This is a genomic window from Pseudohaemophilus paraphrohaemolyticus, from assembly GCF_003253115.1.
Lineage (GTDB): Bacteria > Pseudomonadota > Gammaproteobacteria > Enterobacterales > Pasteurellaceae > Haemophilus_A > Haemophilus_A paraphrohaemolyticus_A.
Genome location: NZ_QEQF01000004.1, coordinates 23,382 through 35,897, shown reverse-complemented (window position 1 = coordinate 35,897; position 12,516 = coordinate 23,382). Strand labels below are relative to the sequence as shown.

The following is a 12,516-nucleotide window of genomic DNA, read 5'->3' as shown; positions in this document are numbered from 1 at the left end:
AAATAGTGCTATTTACTCATTTCTGCTTTTAATTGTCTGAGAACAGGCTCAACTTCTGGCATTACCCCTTCCCACAATTGGAAAGAAACCGCGGCTTGCCCCACTAACATTCCCAAGCCATCTTGATATTTTATAGCTCCATTGGTTTTAGCATAATTCAAAAATGGCGTTTTCATCTCAATGGCATATTGCATATCATAAACGAAAGCGTCTTGGAAAAGGTGCGTAGGCAATTCGACACATTTTCCTTGTAAACCAAACGAAGTAGCATTGATGATCAAATCAAATTTTTGTGAGCATACCTCCCCCCAACAAGCGGCTTGAATGTTGCCAAATTTTGCAAATTTCTCGGCTAAATCAACTGCTTTTTCAAAGGTTCGATTATATAGCGTAATTACTTGTTCTGCCTGCAACATGGGCAGTAATACACCTTTTGTTGCACCACCCGCACCTAAAATCAAGACTTTCTGCCCTGCTTTTAACCAACCTAAACGAGCCAAATCATTACATAATCCTACGCCGTCTGTATTGTCCGCATACAAACGCCCATCTTCCAAGCGTTTCAACGTGTTACAAGCCCCTGCTAACAAACAGCGTTCGCTATGCTCGTCCGCTAACTTAAATGCTCTTTCTTTAAATGGTGCGGTAATATTCGCACCTTGAGCCTGTTTGAAAAACTTAGTGAGCTGCTGTTCAAAATCTTGCTCGTCGCCCAATTTTGCAACATAACTCATATTTTTGCCCGCTTGTTCCGCAAAAAGCTGATGGATACGAGGTGACTTACTTTGAGCAATGGGATTGCCCCACACGGCATATTGGTTCATTTCACATTCCTTATATAAAAATAGGCTTTGAGCATAACATACTCAAAGCCTATTTCACATTATTTGCTATTAGTGCATTTCTGTTTTAACCACTAACTCACCACGCATTGCTTTACCTAATTGCTCTTTATCCAACGCATTTTCCCAACGAGCAACCACAATGGTTGCACACGCATTACCAATAAAATTAGTTAAAGCACGACATTCTGACATAAAACGGTCAATCCCTAGAATAAGTGCCATTCCCTCTACAGGTAAACCTGGCACAACAGACAAGGTTGCCGCCAGAGTAATAAAGCCAGCACCCGTTACACCAGCAGCACCTTTAGAGCTCAGCATTGCCACCAATAATAAAGTGATTTGCTGTCCTATGGTTAAATCGGTATTGGTCGCTTGAGCAATAAACAAAGCTGCCATCGTCATATAAATGTTTGTACCATCTAAGTTAAATGAATAACCTGTTGGTACAACCAATCCTACCACCGATTTTTTACAGCCTGCAGCTTCCATTTTTTGCATTAAATTTGGCAATGCTGCTTCTGAAGAAGAAGTACCTAAAACTAGCCAAAGTTCATCTTTGATATAACGGATAAGCCCAACAATGGAGAAACCGTTATAGCGAGCCACAGCCCCAAGAATTAAAAGCACAAATAAAATGGATGTAATATAAAAGGTGACAATGAGCAACATTAAATGACTGATAGAATGCAATCCATATTTGCCAATCGTAAATGCCATTGCGCCTAATGCACCAATAGGGGCGACTTTCATTACAATTGAAACCAATTTAAACATTGGTGCTGCAGCAACTTGCAGCAAATCTGTAATAGGCTTACCACGCTCGCCGACTGAAGCTAAGGAAATACCAAATAATACAGAGACAAATAGCACCTGTAAGATATTCCCTTCTGTGAGCGGACTTAATACCGTGGTTGGAATAATATTCATAAAGAAAGCAATCATTGAGCTTTCTTGTGCCTTGCTCACATATTCTGACACCTTCGCAGATTGCAGTGTGCTCGGATCAATATTTAGCCCGGCTCCAGGTTGAATAATATTGGCGATAATCATCCCCACAACCAACGCCAATGTTGAGAAGGTTAAAAAATATAGCATTGCCTTGCCCGCTACACGCCCAACCGATTTCATATCATTCATACCCGCAATACCCGTTACCACAGTAAGGAAAATCACGGGTGCAATAATCATTTTTACGAGTTTAATAAACGCATCGCCCAATGGCTTTAAACTTTCCCCAAACTCTGGAAAGAAATGCCCTAATAAAATCCCGACAATAATGGCAAAAATAACTTGCACATATAAAACCTCATAGAACCTTGGTTTGCGTGGTGGTGGAGGTGGCGAATTAGCGTCAATTGTCAGCATAAATACTCCTCTTAGCTCATTGAAAAAATGAACAATTTCATTGTATTACTTAAAAAAGATGGCTGATAGTACTAAATTTTTGGTATTAAATATACCCTTTATATTTAATTTTACCTCTGAATTATTATTCAATGGCAAACGATTGCTTAAAATCAGGACAGCAAAATAAAGCGGTTAAATTCTGCAAATTTTTTGCAAAATCTAACCGCTTATCTAATACTTTAATTACTTCGCAATTCGTTTATATTTAATACGGTGCGGTTGCGTTGCGGCATCACCTAAGGTTTTCTTTTTCCACTCTTCGTAGTCAGAGAAGTTACCTTCATAGAATGTCACTTTGCCTTCATCACCGTAATCTAAAATATGGGTGGCGATGCGGTCTAAGAACCAACGGTCGTGCGAGATGACCATTGCACAGCCTGGGAATTCTAAGATTGCATTTTCTAACGCACGCAAGGTTTCCACGTCTAAGTCGTTGGTCGGTTCGTCCAATAACAACACGTTGCCACCGCGTTGTAAAAGTTTTGCCAAGTGTAAACGACCACGTTCACCACCTGATAATTCGCCCACGCGTTTTTGTTGATCCACGCCTTTGAAGTTGAAGCGACCCACATAAGCACGGCTTGGGATTTCAAAGTTGCCAATGGTGAGAATATCTTGCCCGTTAGAGACTTCTTCCCACACGGTTTTCTTATCGTCCATTGCGTCACGGAATTGATCAACAGAGGCTAACACTACAGTTTCCCCCATTGTGATTGTGCCGTTATCTGGTTGTTCTTGACCTGACAACATACGGAATAATGTTGATTTACCCGCACCATTCGCCCCGATAATCCCCACGATTGCCCCTTTGGGAATGCTGAATGATAAATCATTAATTAAAGTGCGATCACCGTAAGATTTGGTGAGGTTTTGCACTTCAATCACTTTATCGCCTAAGCGTGGACCAGGTGGGATAAAGAGTTCGTTGGTTTCGTTACGTTTTTGGTATTCGCCGCTATTTAATTCATCGAATCGAGCCATACGCGCCTTGCTCTTCGCTTGGCGACCTTTAGGATTTTGACGTACCCACTCTAATTCTTTCGCAATAGATTTTTGGCGGGCATTTTCAGCCGCTTGTTCTTGTTCTAAACGTTTCTCTTTTTGCTCTAACCAAGAAGAGTAGTTGCCTTCCCAAGGAATGCCCTCACCACGGTCAAGCTCTAAGATCCAACCTGCCACGTTATCTAAGAAGTAACGGTCGTGGGTAATCGCCACTACAGTGCCTTCGTAGTCATGTAAGAAGCGTTCTAACCACGCCACAGATTCCGCATCTAAGTGGTTGGTTGGCTCGTCTAACAACAACATATCAGGTTTTTCAAGCAATAAGCGGCAGAGTGCCACACGGCGACGTTCACCCCCGGATAAGTGCTCAATTTTTGCATCCCAATCTGGCAAGCGTAATGCATCTGCTGCACGCTCTAATTGGTTATCTAAATTGTGACCATCGTGTGCTTGGATAATCGCTTCAAGATTCGCTTGTTCTGCCGCTAATTTATCGAAATCCGCATCAGGATCCGCATATAAAGCATACACTTCATCTAAACGGGTTAAAGCGCCTTTTACTTCTGAAACAGCTTCTTCCACCGCTTCACGCACGGTTTGTTGCGGCTCAAGTTTTGGCTCTTGCGGAAGATAACCTATTTTAATGCCAGGTTGTGGACGTGCTTCACCTTCGAACTCTTTGTCCACGCCCGCCATAATGCGTAAAAGGGTCGATTTACCTGCACCATTTAAGCCTAAAACCCCGATTTTCGCACCAGGGAAGAAGCTCAAAGAAATATCTTTCAAAATATGACGCTTCGGTGGAACCACTTTGCCCACGCGATGCATCGTATAAACAAATTGAGATGACATCTTCTATTCCTCATAAAAAAATTCGCCCTATTCTACTTGAAAACAGGGCGAAAATATAGAAAACAAGAGGAGGGATTTTGTAAAAGTTTTGCATAAAAAAATCCCTAAGCAAAAGGGCTTAGGGATGAATATTAAATAAAGTATAACTACTTTAACTTAACCAAGGAAATATCTATGAAAACATACTTTCTTACTCAATGGCGGTGAGAGGGGGATTCGAACCCCCGATGCAGTTTCCCACATACACGCTTTCCAGGCGTGCTCCTTCAACCACTCGGACATCTCACCGAATCAATAAAAAAGACGAGCTAATTTTAGCTTTTTTAGGTCTTGTTATCAAGATATTTTTAGTTTGTAAAATAAAGTTGGAATTTTACCGCTTGTTATGGTTTAAAGACCAATACCTGCACAACGTGGGGAATCTGGTCTTTGTTCGCCGATGGCTTGCCATTCCTCTGGTGTGTAAGTATGTAATGCTAATGCGTGAACGCCACCTTCTAACTCTGCGTTGAGACATTGATAGATTGATTGATGGCGAGCTACGCTGCGCTTGCCGTTAAATGCTTCTGTTACTAACGTTACTTTAAAGTGTGATTCTGAGCCACGACCAGAGCTATGCATATGGCTTTCGTTTTCGATTTGTAGAAAGGTTGGGGCAAAAGTTTCGGTTAATTTCTTTTCGATGGATTGTTGGATAAGCATAAGATTCCTTGATAAAAAATAACCCACAAAACCGTGGGCTATTTAGATTTAAAATTAGTGTTTTTTGCGTAATGCCAATTGGCTTAGAACCACGAGTGAAAGTGAGAACACAATCATAATGGTTGCCAGTGCATTCACCTCTGGGGTTACACCTGTCTTCACAAGTGAGAAGATTTTAAGCGGTAATACTTCGTAGCTTGGGCTGGTTACAAATGATGAAACCACCACGTCATCAAGCGATATAGTAAAACTTAATAACCAACCTGAAATGATTGAAGGCAATGCAAGTGGTAGGATAATTTTACGTAAAATCGTCACTTCGCTTGCACCTAAATCTTTCGCCGCTTCCAGCATTTTGCCATCAAAGTCGCTCAAGCGGGCTGAGATGGTAATCACCACATAAGGTAAACAGAAGGTAATGTGTGCAATTAATAATGAGATAAAGCCAAGTTGAATGCCTAACATCATAAAGAGCACGAGCATAGACACAGCCATTACAATATCAGGCGACATCATTACAATAAAGAGCAAACCGCCGACCATTTGTTTACCGCGGAATTTATAACGATAAAGAGCGATTGAGGTTAATGCCCCTAAAATCGTTGATAATGTTGCCGCAAAAAATGCAATGGTGACCGAGTTTAATGTGGCTTGAACAAGAGTATCGTTGTTAAATAAACGCTCATACCAGTTCCAGCTAAAGCCTTTCCATTGCAAGCCGTATCTGTCCGCATTAAACGAGTTCACTACCAAAATGATGATTGGGATATAAAGGTAAGCAAACACTACAAACATAAAAAGGTTTCTAAATGTCTTTTTCATTATTCAAGTTCCACCTTTTTGTTGAGTAATTTATTGGCACGGTAGTAAACATAGAGCATTAACGCCATTAAAATGGTTAATGCGATACTTACCGCTGAACCTAATGCAAACTGGTTGGTATTTAAGAACAAGCTCTTAATTACGTTACCCACCAATGGTGTTTTACCACCACCGAGTAAGTCTGCTACGTAGAACATCCCCATCGCTGGAAGAAGCACTAATAAGCAGCCTGATACAATTCCTGGCATCGTAAGCGGGATGGTTACGCGAATAAAGCGTTGGAACGCATTTGCACCTAGGTCTTTCGCCGCTTCTAACAGACGGTTGTCGATTTTCTCAATTGAAGAGTAGAGCGGTAAAATCATAAATGGCAACAAGATGTAAACCAAGCCGATAATAATTGCAAGCTCTGAGTTCAACAAACGTAATGGCTCATTGATGATCCCGACGGCTAATAGCACCTCGTTCAGCACGCCTTTCACGCCTAAGAAAATTTTAATCCCGTAAATACGGATTAGCGAGTTCGTCCAGAATGGCAACACCACAAGGAACAGCAAAATTGGACGTACTTTCTCAGGCAATTTTGCAATAATAAACGCAAATGGATAGCCAATAATCAAACAGAAGAATGTCGCAATCCCCGCCATATATAATGAGTTCCAAAGAACGGTGGCGTAGGTGTCATTAAAGAGAGCTTGATAAGCACTCAATGTAAATGCGAAATCAACAAAGTATTGGCTTTGGCGATTTTCAGTTAAGAAACTGATGACAAACACCAGCAAGTTCGGCACTAATACGAAAAGTAAAAGCCAGCCGAAAATGGTTGCCACCGTTCCTTTTTGGAATTTATTATTCGTCATCGTTTAGGACAACCTCCCAACCTTCGTGCCACGTTAATGCCACTTTTTGACCGACTTCGTGGTCGATATTTGGATCATCTTCGTTGAAGAATTCGCTAACTAACACATTCATTCCATTGTGATCGAGTTTCACACTAGATTCTAACGTCATACCCTTATAGTTACGATCGATAATGTGACCAATGATCGCTTTTGAGCTTTCATCTTCGTCTAACTCTTCAATCACAATATCTTCAGGACGAAGCAATACTTTTAATTTTTGATTTGGCTGAATGTCTAATTCTTCCACTTTAATATTGCAGATTCGACCTTCCACGTTTGCTTTCACGTTAGTAGCATCTATACGTTCAATCACAGTGGCATCGAACACGTTAATTTCGCCAATGAAATGTGCTACAAATAAGTTTTTCGGTTCTTCATAGATTTCACGTGGTGTACCATCTTGTGCAATTTTACCTGCATTCATGACGATAATACGATCTGACATCGTTAAGGCTTCTTCTTGATCGTGGGTTACGAAAATAAAGGTAATGCCTAATTGACGTTGTAAGGCTTTCAACTCATTTTGCATCTCTTTACGTAATTTGTAGTCAAGTGCTGAGAGCGATTCATCTAGAAGTAATACTTTTGGCTTGTTTACCACCGCACGTGCAATGGCAATACGTTGTTGCTGACCACCTGAAAGTTGTGCTGGTTTTTGTTGCGCACGATCTTCTAAGCGCACCATACGCAACGCTTCCATTACACGCGGCTCAATTTCTGTACTTGGCACTTTCTGCATACGCAAACCGAATGCCACGTTTTCAAAAATGGTCATATGCGGGAAAAGAGCATAGCTTTGGAATACGGTATTCACAGGGCGTTGTTCAGCAGGGATATTAGATACATCTTGACCATCAAGAATAATTGAACCCTCTGTTAAATCTTCAAAGCCCGCAATTAAACGTAACGCAGTTGTCTTACCACAACCTGAAGGACCTAAAATCGTTAAAAATTCACCATCGTTAATGGTTAAATTCAAATTTTTCAGAATCGTTTTGCTACCATAGCTTTTGGTAACATTGCGAAGTTCGATAATGGGTTTGTTATCTAACTTTTCCATTTACTGTTGTTTTCCCCTATGAAGAGAGTTGAGAAAATGAATTGCAAATTCAATAAAAATTGCTTGATTTGCAACGCGAAATGAGAATAAATCAATTTAGTATCATATAGCGAATAACTTGATTTTGAAAGTAAAAATTTACTTTTTGAGCGATAAGCGGTGGATTTTTGATGATATTTGGTAAAATAAGTACGCAGTATTGATGAATCTGCATTTCCTTTGCAGTTTCTGTCATTTTTCGCTACATTACCGTCAATTTTGATCACTCATAAAACCACTATGATTTACTTTATCTCCGACCTGCATTTAAGCGAATCGCATCCTCAAATTACCACGCTCTTTTTGCAATTTATGCGGCAAAAAGCACCGCTCGCAGAGGCGGTTTATATCTTAGGCGATTTGTTTGATTTCTGGATTGGTGATGACGAGCAATCTCCGCTGATTGATGAAGTAAAACAAGCCATTCGAACGCTTACCGCAAGCGGTGTAAAATGCTATTTTATTTGCGGAAATCGTGATTTTCTAATCGGTAAACGCTTTGCCCGAGAAACAGGAATGGAGATTTTGCCAGATTATCAACTGCTTGATTTATATGGTAAAAAAACATTGCTCTGCCATGGCGATACGCTTTGCATTGATGATGTGAGATATCAACAATTCCGCCGAAAAGTGCATCAAAAATGGCGACAAAAATTGTTCCTTTGCTTGCCTCTGTTTATCCGATTGAACATTGCCAATAAAATTCGAGCTAAAAGCCAGAAAGATAAGCAATCAAAATCTTTTGAGATTATGGATGTAAACCCTCAATTTACTGCTCAAAAAGTAGCAGAATTTGGGGTGGAACGGCTTATTCACGGGCATACGCACCGTGAGCATATTCATCAGGAACAGAGCTTTACTCGCATTGTGTTAGGCGATTGGAGAGATAATTACGCCTCTATTTTGGCAGTTGATGAAACGGGAGCGAGATTTGTATGATTGATGTGATTATCCCATGCTATAACGCGGAAAAAACCTTAGTACGGGCGGTACAAAGTGCGTTAAATCAGGCGGAATTAGGCAAAATCTGGTTGGTTGACGATTCCTCAACTGATGGTACATTTGAACTAATGTTATCGCTACAAACACAATTCCCCGCAAAAATTTGTATCGAGCAAATGCCAAAGAATGGAGGTGTAGCAAAAGCAAGAAATTGGGGAGCGCTGCAAAGTGAGGCTGCACTTATCGCATTTCTAGATGCCGATGATGCCTACGAACCACAAGCCTTACAAGTGTCACAAGCAGTATTTGAATTTTGCCCCGATGTAAGTTTGGTTCGCTTGGATTTGAAAGCGGTCGGAATTGCAGAAAAATATGCAAAGCATCCCCAATTTGAGTATGCGTGGCAGCATATGCGGATGACTTGCGGAGGAAATGTCGTTTTTCGCCGTGCTTTTTTCTTTGCCTGTGGAGGCTTCCCGCAAAATCAACTTTTCCGCGAACTGGGCGGTGAAGATGGAGCTTTAGGTATTGCGACAACAAAAATCGCTAACATAGCTACCTGCTTCCAAGATGCGGGCGTATTGCATTATTGCCGTGAAGGAATGCATGCTGAACGTTTGCTTGATGCGATTTTATTCGGTATCCAACCTGAAGGTGTTACGCCAGAAAAAATGGTAGAAGCAGAGGGTGTAACCAACCATATCTGCCAACAGATTGAGCAATTAAAGCTCGGCTTAAATAGCCCTAAAATTGGGATAAATCCATTGAAAATGCAGTGGGATGCGTAACAAGCGGTAGAAAAATGAGATAAATAAACCATGAAACTCAACAACCAACAACAACAAGCGGTGGAATATGTCGATGGAGCTTGCCTTGTGTTAGCAGGGGCAGGCTCGGGCAAAACGCGGGTAATCATCAACAAAATTGCCCATCTCATCGAAAACTGTGGCTATTCGCCAAAGCAAATTGCGGCGGTCACTTTTACCAATAAAGCCGCTCGCGAAATGCGGGAGCGGGTGTCGCATTCCATCGGTAAAGAGCAGAGCAAAGGGCTAACCATTTCTACTTTCCACACGCTCGGTTTTGAAATTCTCAAACGTGAGCATAAATTACTTGGTTTTAAATCAGGAATGACGTTGTTTGATGAACACGATCAAATTGCATTGCTTAAACATTTGTTGCCTGAAAATGCGGTGGAAGATAAAGATTTAATCAAAGCCTTGATTTCCGCCATTTCAAATTGGAAAAATAATCTACTTTCGCCTGAAATGGCGATACATCACTGCAGAACGGAGCGAGATCGCGTTTTTTCGCGCTTTTATCAGCTTTATCAAAATCAGCTGAAAGCTTACAATGCCCTTGATTTTGATGACTTGATTATGTTGCCCGTGTTGCTGTTTCGCCAATTTTCTGAGGCTAAAGCCCGCTGGCAGAATAAAATTCGCTATTTGTTGGTGGATGAATATCAAGATACTAATACCAGCCAATATGAGCTGATTAAGCTGATTGTCGGTGAAAATGCGAAATTTACTGTGGTGGGCGATGATGACCAGTCGATCTACTCGTGGCGTGGGGCCAAGCCTGAAAATATGCAACGTTTGCGGGAAGATTTTGATCTGAAAGTGATTAAACTGGAGCAGAATTACCGCTCTAGCCAACGCATTTTGCATTGTGCCAACATTTTGATTGATAATAACGAACATATTTTCGACAAAAAAATCTTCTCGGAGCTAGGCGAAGGCGAAAAGCTGAATGTGATTGAAGCCAAAAATGAGGAACACGAAGCAGAACGCGTGGTGGGGGAGATCATTGCTCATCGTTTTTCCAAAAAGACCAAGTATAAAGATTATGCCATTCTTTACCGTGGCAATCATCAGTCGCGTTTGCTGGAAAAGTTGCTGATGCAAAACCGTATTCCATACAAAATTTCGGGCGGTACGAGCTTTTTCTCGCGGGCGGAAATTAAGGATATGATGGCGTATCTTCGCCTTGTTGTGAATCAAGATGATGATGCGGCATTTTTACGGATTGTGAATACGCCGAAGCGAGAAATTGGAGCGGTAACCTTGGAAAAATTAGGGCAGTTGGCGAATCAAAAACAAGTGAGCCTATTTGAAGCAATTTTTGATTTTGAGCTGATTCAACGCCTTACGCCAAAGCCTTATCAAGCCCTGCAGGATTTTGCCCGCTGGATTGTGGAAATTGCCGATCAGGCGGAACGTTCAGACCCGATTGAGGCTGTAAAAGATCTGTTGGCGAAAATTCAGTATGAGGCTTATCTTTACGAAACGGCTACTTCGCCTAAAGCGGCAGAAATGCAAAGTCGTAACGTACAAACGCTGTTTGAATGGGTACAAGGTATGCTTGAGGGTGATGAAATTGAAGATCCAATGACGCTTATTCAAGTCGTCAATCGCCTGACTTTACGTGATATGCTAGAGCGTGGCGAAGATGACGATGAGGCAGATCAAGTGCAACTGATGACTTTACACGCCTCTAAAGGCTTAGAGTTCCCACACGTCTTCTTGATTGGTATGGAAGAGGGTATTTTGCCTCATCAAAACAGCCTTGATGATGACAATGTGGAAGAAGAACGCCGTTTGGCGTATGTGGGCATTACCCGTGCGCAAAAAACGCTGACATTTTCCCTCTGCAAAGAACGCCGTCAATATGGAGAACTGATTAAACCCGAACCAAGCCGCTTCTTACTTGAACTTCCGCAAGATGATTTGGTGTGGGAGAGCGATAAACCTAAAATGACGGAAGAGCAGAAAGTAGATAAAGTGTCCTCAAATATTGCCGATTTAATGGCGAAATTAAAAGCGAATAAGAGATAGAATGCCACTTTTTAAATCAACCAAACAAGAAGAATACTGCCCCGAATGTGGGGCAGTACTTCAAATCAAGCAAGGTAAACATGGGCTGTTTTTAGGCTGTTTGCGTTATCCTGATTGTAGCTACATCAAACCATTACACCAAAGTTCACACGTCATTAAAACATTAGACGAAATCTGCCCTGAATGTGGCCATTTGTTACAAATTAAGCAAGGGCAAAATGGAATGTTTATTGGCTGTAGCCATTACCCAGAATGTCATTTTATTGTGCAAGAAGAGCAACCCGAAACTGAACAAAAATGGCTTTGCCCTGAGTGTAAAAAGCATTATTTAGTCGCAAGGAAAGGGCGAACGGGCAAGATTTTCTACGGCTGTGAAGGCTACCCGAAATGCCGATTTACGCTTGCAAGCAAGCCAATTGAGAAAACGTGCCCAGTGTGTCATTTTACGTTAGCCGTGCTACGCAAAGGCAAAAAAGGCTACCAATGTGCAAATAAGGCGTGTCAGCATATTTTTGAAGAACAAGAAACAGAACAAGCGGTGAAAAAAGATGAATAATTTACAAAAAATCGTGGAGCAATTTCAACAAAATGAAGTGATTGCTTATCCAACTGAAGCCGTTTTTGGTTTAGGTTGCAATCCGAATAGTGAACAAGCGGTTCGAAAATTGCTTGCCTTGAAAAAACGCGAAGAGAAAAAAGGGCTGATTTTAATTGCCCCAACGGTAGAACTGCTTTTACCTTATTTGGATGAAACCAAATTGAGCGATGAGCAATGGCAACGCTTTGGCAACATTGGCAGTCAAGCAATTACGTGGATTATGCCCGCTAAACCGAATTTACCTCGTTTTCTCACTGGGCAGTTCAACTCAATTGCAATGAGACTTTGCCGAACCCCCGCAGTGGAAGTCTTATGTTTAAGCACACAATCGGCAATTACATCGACCAGCGCCAATCTTTCAGGCTTACCGCCTTGCCGTACAAGCGGTCAAGTTTATGCCCAATTTGGTAACGATTTCCCTGTGTTAGAAGCCGAAACTGAAGGGCGAACCAATCCTTCAGAAATTCGGGATATTTTTACGCAGCAAGTTTTGCGGGCGGGTTAGGCT

Annotated in this window: 12 protein-coding genes and 1 tRNA gene; 5 read left to right on the top strand and 8 right to left on the bottom strand. The window is 41.5% G+C overall.

Annotation, left to right across the window (positions count from 1 at the left end):
* Positions 1-8 precede the first annotated feature (8 nt).
* The 8 genes from aroE to potA all read right to left on the bottom strand — a co-directional run bounded on the left by aroE (position 9) and on the right by potA (position 7,592).
* Positions 9-824 carry a shikimate dehydrogenase gene (gene aroE, locus DPV92_RS05165; RefSeq protein ID WP_111353970.1) on the bottom strand — a complete coding sequence of 272 codons (816 nt, stop codon included), beginning with the start codon at positions 822-824 and terminating at the stop codon, positions 9-11.
* 69 nt (positions 825-893) lie between these two features.
* The gene (locus DPV92_RS05160; protein ID WP_111353969.1) at positions 894-2,210 is read right to left on the bottom strand and encodes a dicarboxylate/amino acid:cation symporter; all 1,317 of its coding nucleotides are present in this window, start codon (positions 2,208-2,210) and stop codon (positions 894-896) included.
* A gap of 225 nt (positions 2,211-2,435) precedes the next feature.
* Positions 2,436-4,106 carry an energy-dependent translational throttle protein EttA gene (gene ettA / locus DPV92_RS05155; protein ID WP_111353968.1) on the bottom strand — a complete coding sequence of 557 codons (1,671 nt, stop codon included), beginning with the start codon at positions 4,104-4,106 and terminating at the stop codon, positions 2,436-2,438.
* A gap of 198 nt (positions 4,107-4,304) precedes the next feature.
* A tRNA-Ser gene (locus DPV92_RS05150) sits at positions 4,305-4,394 on the bottom strand.
* Positions 4,395-4,496: 102 nt separating this feature from the next.
* On the bottom strand, positions 4,497-4,808 hold the full coding sequence (locus DPV92_RS05145) for a BolA family protein (protein ID WP_111353967.1): 312 nt from the start codon (positions 4,806-4,808) through the stop codon (positions 4,497-4,499).
* 54 nt (positions 4,809-4,862) lie between these two features.
* Entirely contained in the window at positions 4,863-5,630 is a 768-nt protein-coding gene (gene potC, locus DPV92_RS05140) for a spermidine/putrescine ABC transporter permease PotC (protein WP_111353966.1), read from the bottom strand.
* Positions 5,630-6,490, bottom strand: a complete 861-nt coding sequence (potB, locus tag DPV92_RS05135; RefSeq protein ID WP_111353965.1) for a spermidine/putrescine ABC transporter permease PotB — start codon at positions 6,488-6,490, stop codon at positions 5,630-5,632. The genes potC and potB overlap by 1 nt, the downstream gene beginning before the upstream one ends.
* Positions 6,480-7,592, bottom strand: a complete 1,113-nt coding sequence (gene potA / locus DPV92_RS05130; RefSeq protein ID WP_111353964.1) for a spermidine/putrescine ABC transporter ATP-binding protein PotA — start codon at positions 7,590-7,592, stop codon at positions 6,480-6,482. The genes potB and potA overlap by 11 nt, the downstream gene beginning before the upstream one ends.
* A 279-nt stretch (positions 7,593-7,871) precedes the next feature.
* On the opposite strand from potA, the gene lpxH reads away from it, so the two are divergent.
* The 5 genes from lpxH to DPV92_RS05100 are packed head-to-tail and all read left to right on the top strand — an operon-like array spanning position 7,872 to position 12,513.
* On the top strand, positions 7,872-8,570 hold the full coding sequence (lpxH, locus tag DPV92_RS05120) for a UDP-2,3-diacylglucosamine diphosphatase (RefSeq protein ID WP_111353962.1): 699 nt from the start codon (positions 7,872-7,874) through the stop codon (positions 8,568-8,570).
* Entirely contained in the window at positions 8,567-9,361 is a 795-nt protein-coding gene (locus tag DPV92_RS05115; protein WP_111353961.1) for a glycosyltransferase family 2 protein, read from the top strand. Before lpxH ends, DPV92_RS05115 begins: the two co-directional genes overlap by 4 nt.
* Positions 9,362-9,391: 30 nt before the next feature.
* Positions 9,392-11,410, top strand: coding sequence for a DNA helicase Rep (rep, locus tag DPV92_RS05110; RefSeq protein ID WP_111353960.1), 2,019 nt, complete (start codon positions 9,392-9,394; stop codon positions 11,408-11,410).
* A gap of 1 nt (position 11,411) precedes the next feature.
* The gene (locus tag DPV92_RS05105; protein ID WP_111353959.1) at positions 11,412-11,966 is read left to right on the top strand and encodes a DNA topoisomerase family protein; all 555 of its coding nucleotides are present in this window, start codon (positions 11,412-11,414) and stop codon (positions 11,964-11,966) included.
* A complete protein-coding gene (locus DPV92_RS05100; RefSeq protein ID WP_111353958.1) occupies positions 11,959-12,513 on the top strand; it encodes a Sua5/YciO/YrdC/YwlC family protein in 555 nt (184 codons plus the stop codon). Before DPV92_RS05105 ends, DPV92_RS05100 begins: the two co-directional genes overlap by 8 nt.
* Positions 12,514-12,516 lie beyond the last annotated feature (3 nt).